The 12,049-nt window shown below is 64.2% G+C and carries 12 protein-coding genes; 5 read left to right on the top strand and 7 right to left on the bottom strand.

Translation table 11 applies throughout. From position 1 onward, the window contains the following. Positions 1-5 precede the first annotated feature (5 nt). The 4 genes from ASF32_RS15010 to ASF32_RS15000 form a co-directional block, all read right to left on the bottom strand. The gene (locus ASF32_RS15010; RefSeq protein WP_244478090.1) at positions 6-1,484 is read right to left on the bottom strand and encodes a methyl-accepting chemotaxis protein; all 1,479 of its coding nucleotides are present in this window, start codon (positions 1,482-1,484) and stop codon (positions 6-8) included. Between the two features lie 441 nt (positions 1,485-1,925). Beyond that, complete coding sequence (locus ASF32_RS15005) at positions 1,926-2,993, bottom strand: MBL fold metallo-hydrolase (protein WP_056430476.1); 1,068 nt, start codon at positions 2,991-2,993, stop codon at positions 1,926-1,928. Positions 2,994-3,037: 44 nt separating this feature from the next. Then, entirely contained in the window at positions 3,038-3,208 is a 171-nt protein-coding gene (locus ASF32_RS25970) for a hypothetical protein (protein ID WP_200919138.1), read from the bottom strand. Between the two features lie 97 nt (positions 3,209-3,305). Then, on the bottom strand, positions 3,306-4,415 hold the full coding sequence (locus tag ASF32_RS15000) for an aromatic ring-hydroxylating dioxygenase subunit alpha (protein ID WP_082470373.1): 1,110 nt from the start codon (positions 4,413-4,415) through the stop codon (positions 3,306-3,308). A gap of 417 nt (positions 4,416-4,832) precedes the next feature. Between ASF32_RS15000 and ASF32_RS25445 the strand changes: the two genes are divergently transcribed. Beyond that, positions 4,833-5,480: a hypothetical protein gene (locus ASF32_RS25445; protein WP_156467841.1), complete on the top strand. Its 648-nt coding sequence runs from the start codon at positions 4,833-4,835 to the stop codon at positions 5,478-5,480. On the opposite strand, the gene ASF32_RS25440 is transcribed toward ASF32_RS25445, so the two are convergent. Together ASF32_RS25440 and ASF32_RS14990 are read right to left on the bottom strand one after the other, a co-directional pair. Beyond that, on the bottom strand, positions 5,472-5,933 hold the full coding sequence (locus ASF32_RS25440) for a hypothetical protein (RefSeq protein WP_156467840.1): 462 nt from the start codon (positions 5,931-5,933) through the stop codon (positions 5,472-5,474). The genes ASF32_RS25445 and ASF32_RS25440 overlap by 9 nt on opposite strands. Before the next feature lie 342 nt (positions 5,934-6,275). Further along, complete coding sequence (locus ASF32_RS14990; RefSeq protein WP_244478089.1) at positions 6,276-6,875, bottom strand: hypothetical protein; 600 nt, start codon at positions 6,873-6,875, stop codon at positions 6,276-6,278. 295 nt (positions 6,876-7,170) lie between these two features. Between ASF32_RS14990 and pgeF the strand changes: the two genes are divergently transcribed. The 3 genes from pgeF (at position 7,171) to ASF32_RS14975 (ending at position 10,028) form a co-directional block, all read left to right on the top strand. Further along, entirely contained in the window at positions 7,171-7,941 is a 771-nt protein-coding gene (gene pgeF, locus ASF32_RS14985; RefSeq protein ID WP_056429816.1) for a peptidoglycan editing factor PgeF, read from the top strand. Between the two features lie 269 nt (positions 7,942-8,210). Beyond that, positions 8,211-9,032: a porin family protein gene (locus ASF32_RS14980; protein WP_056429813.1), complete on the top strand. Its 822-nt coding sequence runs from the start codon at positions 8,211-8,213 to the stop codon at positions 9,030-9,032. 270 nt (positions 9,033-9,302) lie between these two features. Continuing rightward, a complete protein-coding gene (locus ASF32_RS14975) occupies positions 9,303-10,028 on the top strand; it encodes a DUF2076 domain-containing protein (protein ID WP_056429810.1) in 726 nt (241 codons plus the stop codon). 100 nt (positions 10,029-10,128) lie between these two features. Here the strand turns inward: ASF32_RS14975 and ASF32_RS14970 are convergent, their stop codons facing one another. Continuing rightward, a complete protein-coding gene (locus tag ASF32_RS14970; RefSeq protein WP_056429807.1) occupies positions 10,129-10,914 on the bottom strand; it encodes a L,D-transpeptidase in 786 nt (261 codons plus the stop codon). Between the two features lie 333 nt (positions 10,915-11,247). Here ASF32_RS14970 and ASF32_RS14965 point away from each other — a divergent pair, with 333 nt between their 5' ends. Next, positions 11,248-11,979: a chemotaxis protein gene (locus ASF32_RS14965; RefSeq protein ID WP_056429805.1), complete on the top strand. Its 732-nt coding sequence runs from the start codon at positions 11,248-11,250 to the stop codon at positions 11,977-11,979. The last annotated feature ends 70 nt before the right edge of the window (positions 11,980-12,049 follow it).

Genomic DNA, 12,049 nt, shown 5'->3' with positions numbered 1-12,049 from the left:
AGGATTCAGGCCGCCACGGCCGTGAGGAAGCGTCCGATCTCGGCTTCGAGTTCGGCCGCGACGTTTTCCACCTGGGCGGCGCTGCCCTGGACACTTTCGGCCATCGTGGCCGTGCTGCGGGCTGCCCCCGTGACGGTGCCGAGATCGCGTGCGATCTCCACTGAGGTGGCGGCGGTGTTCCCGGCATTGCGTGAGATCTCGCCGGTCGCCGCGCCTTGTGCGGCGACGGCTGTCGCGAGCTCGGTGGTCATCGCGCTGATCGCACCCATCCGATCCGTCACGCGACCGATGGCATGGGCGGCCTGATCCGTCGAAGTCTGGACGGATGCGACCTGACTGGCGATCTCGTCCGTCGCCTTCGCGGTCTGGCTCGCCAGGGCTTTCACCTCCGCCGCCACGACCGCGAAACCACGGCCGGACTCGCCGGCCCGCGCGGCCTCGATGGTGGCGTTCAGGGCGAGGAGGTTGGTCTGTTCCGCGATGGCCCGGATGAGACCCACGACGGTGCCGATGCGTTGCGCGGTATCGGCGAGCTGCCCCATCTGCTGGTTGGTGGCGGACGCTTCGCTAAAGGCTGCGTCGATCTCGCCCTTGGCGACATCGAGGCGGGCGCCGATCTCCACGATCGAAGCGGAGAGTTCTTCGGCGGCGCTTGCGACGGTCTGCACGTTGGCGGAAGCCTCGCGCGAGCCGGCCGAGGCGCCTTCCACCGCACGGGTGGCATCCGAAGACGCGTCCGACATGGCGGCGGCGCGGGTCCGAAGCTCGCCCGTCTGCGCACCGACCAGGCGGACAGATTTTGCGACCTGGGCTCGGAAACGGGCGATCTCCGCATCGATGACCGCACGGCGCTCTTCAATGTCTTTGGCACTCGCCATCCGCTCGGCTTGCAGTTCACGCGCCTTCAGGCTGGTTTCGCGCAACGCCTCGAGCGCACGGGCCACGGCACCGACTTCGTCCCGTGCGTCGCGATAGGGAATCGCACCCTCGAGATCCCCTGCCACGAGGTGAGAGGTCCGCTCCGCGAGCACGCGAATGGGACGAAACATGCGGAACGCTGCAAAGCCCAGGACGAGACAGGCCAGAACGGCCACGGACAGGATCGTCCAGCGCAGGGTCGAGAGGGTCTGCGCCTGGACGGCGTCATAGGTTTCGAGGGGTACGCCCACGAACAGGATGCCGTTGATCCTACCCTTCGCATCCTGCATCGGTTGATAGACTGTGAGATACCGGCGGCCGAAAAGAGTTGCAGGCCCGAAATATGCCTTGCCGCTTCGAATGAGTGACTGCGCCGGGTGATCGGCGGCGAGGGCGGTGCCCACGGCTCGTTCGCCATTCTCCTTCTTCACCGTCGTGACGCGCCGCACGAAACGGTCGCCCGCGGGGTCGTAGGTGAAAACCGTGGCGGTTCCCCCGACATAGGCGACGGTGCGGTCGACGATGGATTGATCGTCTAATGCGCCGAGGTCCGGCGATCTGGCCAAGGTTACCCGATCCCCATCGAATTCGATCTCCGCCCCGGGGACCGCATCTCGGTACACTAAACTCAGTGTTCGCAGATGAAGGTTCCCATCCGCAGCGTGCTTTTCCTTGAGTTGATGGTCGATCTCCCAGTTGGTGACCATGAGAAGTATCATGGAGACTAGAATTATCATTGCCGCCGTGAGGAGTATCACTTTTCCGGTCAATGATCGGAGGTACACCATCATGCCGCAATCCAAATATAGAAATATGATCGAGGCTTGTATTGAAGCACAATAAGTTTATCGGCCTATTAATGCTTTATGTTGATTTGACAAAGCAGTCTAAGTTTTCATCTACAATTATATTTCTGATTTCTACTCGATCCGCGGCAGATAAGGAGATGAATTGTGCTGTTAATAGTCGCCCCTATGGAATTGCCGGGCGCCGAACCGCTATCCGTCTCACCGAGGTTCCCAGACTTGTCCCGGACGCAGGGCAACGAACCGCTCCGGCGGAATTCCGCCCGCCGCGCATGCCGCCGCCAAAGCCTCCACCGGTTGTTCGATGCCCTCATCGGTGAGGCGGAACGTGCCCCAATGGTGCCCGAGTACCTGGTCCGCCCCGAGCAACCCGGCCGCGACGACGGCGTCGGCCGGGTTCATGTGCTGGGCTTTCATGAACCACCGTGGCTCGTAAGCCCCGATCGGCAGGGTCGCGAGGCGGGGAGGACCGAAGCGCTCGCGGGCATCGCGGAAGATCGCGCCATCGGCGAGACCGGTATCGCCGGAATGATAGACGACACCGGACGGGCTGGTCAGGACGTAGGAGCACCACAGCGCCATGCGCTTGTCGTTCAGCCCTCGCGCCGACCAATGGTTGGCCGGTGTCATATGCACGCTCAGGTCGCCGCCGAGATCGATGGACTGACCCCAGTCACGCGTCTCCACATGCATCGTATCGTCGTAGGACCGAAGGATGCTGTCATTGCCCAGGGGCGCGACGATCAGGGGCTGATAGCTTTGCCAGAGCCGCGCCACGGTCGGCCCGTCGAGATGGTCGTAATGGTTGTGAGTGATGAGCACGACGTCGATGGGCGGAAGAGCGTCGAAGGCGATGCCCGGAGGATTGACCCGCTTCGGACCCGCCAGGGAAAACGGGCTGGCGCGGGGGGCGAAAACCGGATCGACGAGGATGTTGCGGCGCGCGACCTGAAACAGGTAGCTCGCATGGCCGATGAACGAGACGCGCAACCCGTCGACGCGCTCGGGCGGCGTATCGCTGAAGGGGCTCGGAAACGACGTCGGCCAGGCGATCCCGGCCCGCTCCCGCTTCCAGCGCAGGATGTCACCCAGCACCTTGTCGGGCGGCTGATCGACGCCGTGGAATTGAAGCCCGTCGAAATTATCGGTGACGGGGCCGTTGTAATAGGGGTTTCGGCCCTTGCTGCGCCGGTGCGCCGCGTAGCCGACGCCGCCTAGCGTCATGACGGTGACCGCGGACAGGGTCGCGAGAAGGCTTTGCCGTTTCATCGTTCCGAGATGGCGGTGGCCGCCGGGCAATCAAGACGCGTTCGTCAGGCTTCGCACTCCTTCGGCATCACGGCGACCAGTTCACCGGCGAGCGCGCGGATCTTGCGATGAGCCTCGACCTCGACCTCCTCGCGGGTCTTGTTCTCGGTGGGAATGGCGACCACGCCGGTGATCCGCCCATGCGCGCCGATGAGCGTGAAATTGAATCGTCCCATGCGGCTGCGGCGAACGACGTAATGCGGCAACGGTTCCGTCCCTTCCAGAAGGCATCGGCCTGAAAGGAGCAGCTACGGGGCGGCTGACGGAAAAGTTTCAGGACCGCCAGCGCAATTCCTGCTGAACCAGCGGGTTGCGGAAGGGCCGCGTCTCGCGCGCCGCCTGAAGGGCTTCCCGCTTGAGACGGAAGTACCATTGCGACGGGAGATCGCTCTGGCCGAACAGCACCATGGTCGGCTTCCGGTCGAGGCCGGCCTGGGCGTGCTGGAGCACCTGCTGGTCCTGCGTCAGGAACTGCCGCATGAGCGGCCGCGCAAGCGGCTTCAGCAGGTTGAGGAGCGGCATGTTCCAATAGAGGGCGTTCGTCAGCAGGGTGCGATTGTGCGTGAGCGGCGTCGCGAAGGTGTAGTTGGCCACCCGCTTGGCTCCGGCCTCGATCCGCTCCAGCCGCACGCCCGGCAGGCGAAACTCGATCTCGACCTCGGGTACACCGCCCAGCAACTTGTAGACCGGCGAACTCGTCGTCGTGGAATGGCTCGACATGGTGAAGCCGTGCGGCGTCGGCGTGAACGTCTTCACCTTCTCCCGTAATTCCTTCGACGGCCGGAACCACCAGGAATCGTGGACGAAGGCCACGTGGCCGGGGTCGACGAGGCTCAATGTGGTGAGGTCGAACGAGGCCTCGACCACGAGTTCGACCACGAGGGAGCCCGCCGCCTCGAAGCCGAGCTCCGGCAGGGGCGGCAGGTCACCGCCCGGCGCACCCAGGAAGGGATTCACCCAGACGAAGCCGGCGCTCTCGCGAATGGGGAAGCGCTGGACCGTGATCCGCGTAAAATCCGCCGCATCGGCGGAGGAGAGGGTCGGTACGTCGCGGCAGCGTCCGTCCGTGCCGAAGCGCCAGCCATGGAACGGGCAGGTCACGGCGTCGCCATCGAAGCGTCCCTTCGACAGGGCCATGCCCCGGTGCGGGCAGCGGTCGCGCATGGCGAAGGCGGCTCCAGCCTTGTCGCGGCCGAGCACGATCTGCTCGCCGTTGAGTTCGACCGCCCGCAAGGTGCCGGCTTTCAGCGTGTCGGAGCGGCCGACGCAGTAGAAGGCGTCGGGCAGCGGCTGGCGCATGGCGTCCGGGTCGAGGGCCGCGTCGTCGGTCGCCGAATGCGTCGCCGTATCGGCCTTTGCCTGGGTCGGCAGGGATGAGAGCATGACGGGCTGCGATTGTCCTGTATCGGTCTCGCCTCCGGCGACGCCCGATCCGTTCGGATATAGGCCGATGCGTGGCGAAGAGCGCCCCGTCTTACGCTTCGGTGGCGGCGGTGACCATAAGCGGAAAAGGCCAGCCGGGACCGTGGTCCCCACATGATCGGAATTGTGCGCCGTCCCGCTCGCCGACGGAGATCTAGCCCGCTCCTCGTGCCGGTCTTCGGCACAGGGAAGCGACGAGCCATCAATTCCTGAAGGAGCTGTCGCGGGATGTGGACATGCAGGAAACCGCCGCTGGCAAAATTAAATGTAGCGCAACTAAATAACGGTCATTTGTTATGATCGCTCCATCGTTTTAACAATTTTTTAATCTCCATCATTTCACTTATGTAGTCCGGTGATCCCTATTGAGAAGCTGCGATGATCGGATCGACAATATACAGCTCTTCTTCCGCAACGCGGACGGGCTTTGCCGTGGCCGACCCGAAACAGGCCGCCGTGACGTCGCCTCAAGCCCGCAGCAGTCAAGCGGAGGGCTCGAATCAGTCGGTCGGCACAGTCTCGCCAACTCAGACGACCGCGCAATCTGCTCGCGCCAAACTTGATGCGGATTATGACAAGGCAGTAACGCAAGGAACAAACATTGTCGCGGATACCGCGCATGGCGGCCGCCACCTCGACGTATCGTCTCTGAATGACGAAGAACTGGCCGCCGTATCAGCAGGTGGTGGCTTCAGCGATGATGAAAGCCTGACAGCGAAAGCAGAATTGGCTGGACGCATGTGGGCTACCTTGGCGCCTTTCGAGGGGAATCCGCGCGCATCGGCTATGGCTGTCAGGGCCCTCTATCCGGCGCTTAGCGCCACTGTTCGCGAAGCGCTCGGTTGGAACGAGGAAACTCTCTCTTCAAGCGACGCGCTTATCCGGAATTTTAGTGGATCCGACCAGAACCGGGAAAAAGACACCGTCCTCGAGAAGCTGCGAACTATGCCGCAGTCTTTAGATACGTTGAAATTCGATGCCTCTCTGATGCCTTTGAAAGGCGGTACGGTCGATGTTCTAGCCTAGTCTGGAAGACTGAGCATTGGGCGCTCGCATTGCTGAATGCGAGTTCAGAAGGAGATCAATTCTGCCGATTGCCGCCGATGCCCCTCGGCAGAGTTTCGTGGATAAGTCGACGATATTGAGGGAGTACGCGTGGAACTCCGGATGGCAGCGGGAAGTGCGCGGGCGGGACCGCTCCAGAACATCTCGACCGGCTCGTCGACATTCGCCACGGAATAGGAGTGTCCAGAGGAGCACGGAGAGCAACAGGCCGATACGCAGATAATCGAAGCCCGACGTGAAACCGGATCCCTTCGCCATTTTGCCGTCGATGGACGTCATTGCCCGAAAGCCCATGGCCAGCAACGAAGCCTTCACCACCATGGAAATCGTGTCGTAAAAAGGCTCCATCGTGACGCGATCACAATCGGTGTGATTCGAACCGCTAGCATCAACGGCATCGCGCCGCGCGGGCATCCGCCGCATCCCTCGAGGGTTCCTCTCACGGAGCATGCGCGGGCGGTCCGAAGCCCCCCAGCGGCGAGGCGCCGCGCCCACCGCATCGGGGCTTTTCAAGCCGCGGATGCGTGACTACCTTGGGGTTCTCGCAACGAACGAAAGGAGGTGATCCAGTGTCTCATTGCCTAAATCAGCCGCTTACCTCGGCTAACCGGACCTGGAACGTCGCCTCCGGCGCGCACGCCTAGCACGTCAGAGGACCCCTCATCGGGTTCGGCCGAACGGATAAGTGGTTCGGCAATGGAAGGGCCGCCCTCATGGGGCGGCCCTTCGTCGTTTGGGTGTTGGCGGTTGGAGCGTTCAGCGCTTCTGGAAGAGAGGCTGCGCGAGCGCCTCCGCACGGGCCATCCAGAGATCGCGGTCCGAGCAGGCCTCGGCGAGTTCGGCGGCCTCTCTCTCGGAGCGCATGCGCGCCTCGTCGAGTTCCTCGATCAGAAGGGCCTGCAATTCGCTGAGACGGTCGCGCTCGGCGCGCAACTCATGAAGTTCGGCCATCTCCTTCTCCACATGGGAGCGCAGGCGGCGTAGTTCCTGGGCGAGAACCCCTTGGAGCTGGTCGTACCGGTCGCCCTCGACCTGGAGCTTGGCCTTGAGCATGAGATTCTCGGCCATGAGTTCCGAGAGGTCGTCCTCTGCCGGTTCGGCTTGAGCGGGCGGCGGGACGACCCGGGGCGACCAGGACTGAGCCTGCGGCTCGGGCTTCTCGACCGCGGCCGGCCTCTCGAACAGCGCGACCTTGTCAGCCGCCGGCCTGTGCGGCTCGGCATGCTGCGACGCGACCGCCGCCTGTTCCTGTGCGGTGGTGGCGGCCTTCATGGCCGCCAGCCAATCCCGCAGGGGTCCGGGTGCCGGACGCCCATTTACTTCCTGTGCCTGGTTGTGACGGGCTGGTTCCGACATCGCTCGCGTCCTCATGTGTGAGGAGCATTGGATCAAACCATGCTTAACGAACCGTAAAAGTTAAAGAAAATTAGCTGTCCCGAAACGCGGAAAATCCGAGGCCCTCGCATCGAGACGGACATCCCCGCGTCGTCTTTGCACGGCGTGGATCGCCCGGGATGGAACCTGCGTCATCGGGCCTCCGGCGACTGGCACTGACCGGGCGCAATCCGCCAGTGCCGCCAAGCCACTCCCCTCTCCGGCGGGAGCCGGTGCTATAGGGTGGCCGACATTCTCCGAAGGACGGACACGGCGCATGCATATCGAAGCCCCCAGCCTCGCGGGCCAACCCGGGATCAGGCACGCCTTCTTCACCCGTCTTGGCGGCGTCTCGGACGGATTCTATGCCAGCCTCAATGGCGGCCTCGGCTCCCATGACGAGCCGTCCCTTGTCGTCGAGAACCGCCGTCGCATGGCCGAGCATCTCGGGGTCCCGGCGAGCCACCTCGTCAGCCTGTATCAGGTCCATTCGGCCGAGGTCGCCGTGATCGAAGGCCCGATGGCCTTCGCCGAACGTCCCCGCGCCGACGCCATGGTGACGCGGGTGCCGAACTTGGCCCTCGGCATCGCCACGGCCGATTGCGGCCCGATCCTCTTCGCCGATCCGGTCGGTCGTGTCGTCGGCGCCGCCCATGCGGGATGGAAAGGGGCGCTGACCGGCGTGATCGCCGCCACCGTCGATGCCATGGTGCGCCTCGGATCGGAGCGGAGCGACATCGTCGCCGTGCTCGGCCCGACGATCTCTCAATCCGCCTATGAAGTCGGGGACGATTTCCGCAGCCGCTTTTCCGCGGAGGTTCCGGGTTCCGATGTCCACTTCTCGGAAGGCGCGCGCGAGGGGCATGCCCAGTTCGATCTGCCGGGCTTCATCGCCCGTCGCCTGGGTGAGGCCGGTATGGAGAAGGCATCGGTCCTGGGCCTCTGCACCTACGCGGACGCGGAGCGCTTCTATAGCTATCGCCGTACTACCCATCGGGGCGAGGCAGATTACGGCCGCCTGATCTCCGCGATCAGCCTCGCTGCATAGCGGCCACCGTCATACGTTCCCTCGGTGCGACATCTTGTCATGATCTCTAGGCGAAAAAAGCGTGGCCGTAGTTGAACCTTGGCCGTTCATCTGAGTTTTCGGAGTGCACGACCTCCAGCGAGGTGGTCGCTGCCACAAAGGGGCCGTGTTCAACACACGCGGCGTGGTTGCGATGCAACAGCTTCCTGAGGGATGCTGAGATATAGACGGGGAACTGCGCAGGACCGCTCCGAAAAAAGCGGCCGCGCTAACGAGTAGAGGACCAGTCCATGAAATCCTTCCTTCGCGGCACCACCGCCCTTGCCGGCATCGTCATCGCCGGCTCCGCTTTCGCTGCCGATCTGCCGCGCCGCGCCGCTCCGCCGGTCTTCGTTCCCGTGCCGGTCTTCACCTGGACGGGCGCCTACTTCGGTATCAACGCCGGTTACGGCTTCGACGCTGGCAGCAACAGCGACCGTTACAACCTGCCGGCCGGCTCCGTGCTGAACGGCGGCCCGGTCAACCGGGTGTTCAACGCGAACAGCAGCAACGACCTCGAAGGCTTCGTCGGCGGTGGTCAGGTCGGCTACAACTACCAGTTCACCCCGGGTTCGGGCGTGGTCGTCGGTATCGAAGCTGACGCCCAGTACACCGATTTCGGCAACAAGACCCGCACCGTGAACGGCACGTTCAGCCCGGTCGTCGGCGGCCTCAACGGCACCACCGCCGTTCGCCTCCCCGGCAACGAGATGAACTTCTTCGGTACCGTCCGCGGCCGCATCGGTTACGCCTTCGACCGCACCCTCGTGTACGGCACCGGCGGCTTTGCTTACGGCGACGGCGGCACCGGCTCCGACGATTTCCGCACCGGCTACACCGCTGGTGGTGGTATCGAGTACGCTCTCCCCACGGACTCTTTCTTCAACTTCTTCAAGTCGTCCGCTGTGACGCTGAAGGTCGAAGGCCTGTACGTGAACCTCGAGCAGGACGGCCGCGGCAACCGCTCCGTCTACAACCCCACCACGAACGTGCTTTCGCTCAGCCCTTCGGCTCGCGAAGCCGAGTTCGCCGTGGTCCGCGCCGGCCTGAACTACAAGTTCGGCTCGTACTAGGCCTTACAGAACCAACGCTCCGCCTCATGGCGGAGCACGAGGTCTCTCAGAAGGAGCCCGGCCGAAAGGCCGGGCTCTTTTTGTTGCGTGGCGAAGATGCGTAGCCTCCGGCTCCGTCACCTTTCCGAAATTTCATGCTCCGAACCGGAGCTCCCGTGCATCCGCAACGGCGAAGTTCGCGTTGACCCCCTGACAAAGCCAGTGGCGCCACCCCATCTCGGAGGCGCCGGGGCGGCATGGCCCGCAGGCTTCTCTCAGGAGGACGACCCCATGAATAGCGAAGAACGCGAGGTCATCGGCGGCATTTTCCAGCGTCTGGAGCAGGCCGCGAGCCAGCCCCGCGACGCCGATGCCGAGCGCTTCATCGCGGACAAGCTCCGCGCTCAGCCCTACGCGCCGTACGCGATGGCGCAGCTGATCTATGTCCAGGAAGAGGCGATCAAAAGCTTGAACGAGCAGCTCGAGCAGGCGCGTCAGGCGGCACAGCAGCCGCAGGGCGGCGGCGGCGGCTTCCTGTCGAGCATCTTCGGCGGCGGGTCTCGCCAGCCGGAGCCCCAGCGCCCGTCCGGTCAACCGTGGGGTGGCCAGGGCGGACCTCAGCAAGGATATGGTCAGCAGCCGGGCTATGGGCAGCAGCCCGGTTACGGCCAGCAGCCGGGTTATGGCGGACCGCAGCAGGGTGGCCCATGGGCCGGCCAGCAGGCGGCACCCGCTCGCGGCGGCGGCTTCATGGCGACGGCCCTTCCGATGGCGGCCGGCGCGGCCGGCGGCATGCTGCTCGGCAGCGCCTTGTCCAACGCCTTCGCGGGCGGTCATTCGGCTCTCGGCAGCGCGGCGGCGGCGGGACTTCCCTCTGCGGGCGCGGCAGCCGGTAACGAAGATCTCGGTTCGGCCCTCGGCGGCGGCAACGACTTCCAAGACGCGTCGTTCGACAGCGATCCGGGCGGGGATTTCGGCGGCGACCTGGGTGGCGGCGGTGACGACGACTGGGTGTGAGCGAAAGCCACATCCATCACCGCACGTGATGGCTCCCTGACAAGAAAGGCCCGGTGCGTGGAGACGCGCCGGGCCTTTCTCATGAGCGGCCCGGCGGCCGTTAGAGGACTTCGACCCGTGTTCCCACGGGGGTCCGTTCATACAGGTCGATGACATCCTCGTTCATCATCCGGATGCAGCCCGACGAGACGGATTGCCCGATCGTGTGCGGCTCGTTGGTGCCGTGGATGCGATAGAGGGACGAGCCGAGATAGAGCGCCCGCGCACCCAGAGGGTTGGCCGGGCCGCCGGCCATGTGGCGCGGCAGGTCGGGGCGACGCTGGAGCATCTCCGCCGGGGGCGTCCAATCCGGCCATTCGCGCTTCTGGCTGATCGTCTTCATTCCCGACCAGGCAAAACCCGGCCGACCGACGCCGATACCGTATCGGATGGCCTGACCGCCTGGCTGGACGAGATAGAGAAACTTCGTCTGGGTATCGATGACGATGGAGCCGGGCTTCTGCCGGCCATCGAACGAGACGACCTGTCGGGCAAAGCGCGCGTCGGGCGCGCGCTCGATTCCCGCGATTTGTCTTTCGGGATCGGCTTGAGCCGGCAGAGCTTGTGACGGCAAGGCAGCGAGCCGCGTGCGAACGGGGGCCTGGTAGAGATCGGGATCGGGGATGCGATCGCCCGAATGGAGCACGCGCGGCATCGGCTCGCCACCGTAACCCTGGGCCGCCGGATGTCGTGGAAGCACGCCGTCATCCGCGAGGCCGGGACGCCGGGCGCGCGGCGGCGTTCCATGACCCGTCACCAGGAATTCGATGAAGCCCCCGCCGTATTGGCCGGAGGGAACCTGGGCTTGTGCGGCCCCTCCCACCACCGTGGCGGACAGGCAGGCCATAGCGACGCACAATTCGAGACGCTTCAACACGCGCGGTACTCCGAACCAACACGAACCTCGCGCTCAAGCTGGCCGGACGGGACGAGAATCGGGTGAAAGAACGTGGTGAATCATTCAGGTCACCGCTGCTCTACTGCTAGCTTCAAAGAACAGCATGAATTGTTTGTAAAAGTGCATCGGCCGTTCTCTGTGTTGAAGAAATGGCAACGACTTTGTCGCATGGTGGCTCGAAGGCTTCTCGTATCGGGATTCGCGTCGTTCACCAGGATGACGGCCCCCGGTCCATGCTGCCCTGTCGCTGACCCAGTTACTCCTGCCGGCTGATCATCCCCGATGAACATGAAGCGCTACCGCATCGAAGACAGCCTCGGTTTGGCAAGCGTGCGACCCGTCGTGGAGGTCGCGCACGCCAAGGAGCGTTCCGGCTCCGACGACGTGAAGCTCGATGAGATCCTCTCGGCGATCCAGGAGCTTCGCCGTGTCACGCAGACGAGCACGGTCGAGACCATCGAAGCCTGCCGGAAGGAGCTCAACGAGGCCTTCGCGATGCGCTCCGAACTCGACGTGATGAAAGATGCGATCACCCGGACGAAGAAGGAGATCGCGACGCTCTACCACTCGGAGAATACCGGGAAGGGAATGAAGCGGGTCGCGGGAGAACTCGACGCGGTGGTGGAATCCACCGAACTGGCGACGAGCACGATCCTCGGCGCCCTGGAAGAGATCGAGACGAATGCCAGCGCGTTGCGGGCCATGCGGCAGGCCGCCGGCGGCGAAAACATCGACATGATCCTCGAGCGGGTGATCGTCGCCTACGAGGCCTGCAACTTCCAGGACCTGACCGGCCAGCGCATCAACAAGATCGTGGGTGTGCTCAAGTTCATCGAGGAACATCTCGACCGCATGATCGAGGCCTGGGGCGGCCTCAATTCGTTCAGCGAGATCCTCGGCGTCGTGCCGCAGGGCCCCAGCATCGACGACGAGAGCTCACTCCTCAACGGACCCAAGCTCGACAGCGATCCGGGACATGTGGACCAGGGCGATATCGACGCGCTGTTCGATTAAGACGCGCATGCGCCGACCTTCCCGGGTCGGCGAGACCGGGAGCCCCTTCCCTCTCGAATCCCCGGCGCTT

Source organism: Methylobacterium sp. Leaf91 (assembly GCF_001422815.1).
In the GTDB taxonomy this organism is placed as follows: Bacteria; Pseudomonadota; Alphaproteobacteria; order Rhizobiales; family Beijerinckiaceae; genus Methylobacterium.
This window is presented reverse-complemented; position numbering and strand designations above follow the sequence as displayed.